Annotated in this window: 2 protein-coding genes and 1 pseudogene; all 3 read right to left on the bottom strand. The window is 34.3% G+C overall.

The features are described from left to right. A pseudogene (locus tag BLO14_RS05830) lies at window positions 1-184 on the bottom strand (terminase); the annotation flags it as partial. 31 nt (window positions 185-215) lie between these two features. Then, the gene (locus tag BLO14_RS05825; RefSeq protein ID WP_091973999.1) at window positions 216-1,241 is read right to left on the bottom strand and encodes an anti-CBASS protein Acb1 family protein; all 1,026 of its coding nucleotides are present in this window, start codon (window positions 1,239-1,241) and stop codon (window positions 216-218) included. Window positions 1,242-1,257: 16 nt separating this feature from the next. Then, window positions 1,258-1,506, bottom strand: a 249-nt coding sequence (locus BLO14_RS05820) for a terminase large subunit (protein WP_200780532.1), incomplete at its 5' end; no start/stop codon positions are given.

The following is a 1,506-nucleotide window of genomic DNA, read 5'->3' as shown; positions in this document are numbered from 1 at the left end:
TAAAGTTGCTTTCAGCCTCAGCAAGGCGTCTTTCAAAATCTTCTCGTGAAATCATGCCCGACAATTTTTTTGAATCAGACACTAATTTTTCGTATTCTTCTGAAGATATTGTTACTTGTTCTTTGTCGTTTTTAGGCAAAGATTCAGAAATTGTAGCAGTATCTTCACTTAATGATTCTTGCATATAACCTCCTTTAGCAAGATTTTTTCCTAAATTAAATTTGTAAATATTGGTTAAGTTCATTTTGTATTTTTAGATACAAATCATCATTTTCCATCTCCTTAGCTTTACTTAAAAGTTCTACGTAAGTTGCTAAAGTTTTTGCGTGTTTTTCATCAATTTCAGCTTGTTCTTTTTGGCTAATTGGCTTGACTGGTTTGTAGCACCAGTTGGATTGTAGTCCAAACTTGAAAAGCACCGCATTAATGAATGGTGTTACCATTAGTTTGCATATTTGCTCAATGTTTAGGTAAAAAATATCGTAGTTGCCAACACTGCCTTCTCCAGATGGCGAGACTGGGTATAGTATTTCTTTTGGAATTCCAGAATGGAGTGTTACGTCTGATACAATGATTTCAAAAGCATCTCTTAGTGGACTTACAGATCTTGTAACATTAGCAATATCATCTTCTCTCCCGAGTATCATCATTTTGTGGTTACTGTCGAGAACCCCCTCAATATTTTTTTTTACTTCAGCCAGGTCGTATGCGGTCATGTCCTTGACTGATGGCAGTGTTGCTGATTTTAGAAAAGTAAAATTATTAACTTTCAAAAATCCCATTGTTTCGTTGAGTAGTGTATCCATAATATTGCTGCTTTTTTTTAGAGCCTCGAAATTTAGAAAAGATGACTTCATACTGATGATTCTACTTTCATGTATATTTTTTAGAAAATAAGAGCCTTCATCAAGAACTTCTCCGAAGTTGTAGCAAAGGCATGGGAATCCTTTTTTTAGTGGTTTTTTCGGATCATCGGAGTCTGGAACTACTATGTAAAAATTGCTTTCTCCAGACAAGATTGCTGTGTATACCATTTTTTTGATAACAGCTCTAAAGTTATTATCAAATAACTTTGAAAGGCCATCACCTATTTTGTGCTCAATGTCTCTGGAAGATGCAAAACCTGCGTAAATTTCGGCTACTTGATGAGCAAGTCGTAATTGGTCTTTGTGAGATATGTATTCGCTTGCTGGGAATAGTTTTATTTTTTTAGGTTTTTTGAAAAATTTCATTCCAAACATTTTCTTATTCCTTTAGTTAGTTGAAAATAGAGGCAGCATTGAGAAATGCCGGTATGTACGTCAAATCTTTTTGCATAACAAAATTTGTAACTTCGCTATCTTCTGCACTAGATTCATCATAGTAATATTCAGTTTCGTTGAACTCTGAAATTACATCAGTTGTTTCGGGTATGTTTACTACACTAAGATTAGCCGGTATCAAATAATCCGAGAGTGAATACAAATTTCGTTTTTTTGCAAGCAAAGTGCCTCTACCAAAACGAGA

The organism is Borreliella japonica (assembly GCF_900099615.1).
Taxonomy (GTDB): Bacteria; Spirochaetota; Spirochaetia; order Borreliales; family Borreliaceae; genus Borreliella; species Borreliella japonica.
The sequence above is the reverse complement of the archived record's forward strand: the minus strand, read 5'-3'. Positions and strand labels throughout refer to the sequence as shown.

What these genes read in the sequence shown, in the direction of transcription:
- BLO14_RS05825 (WP_091973999.1), bottom strand. Translation starts at nt 1,241, where the DNA reads ATGTTTGGAATGAAATTTTTCAAAAAACCTAAAAAAATAAAACTATTC.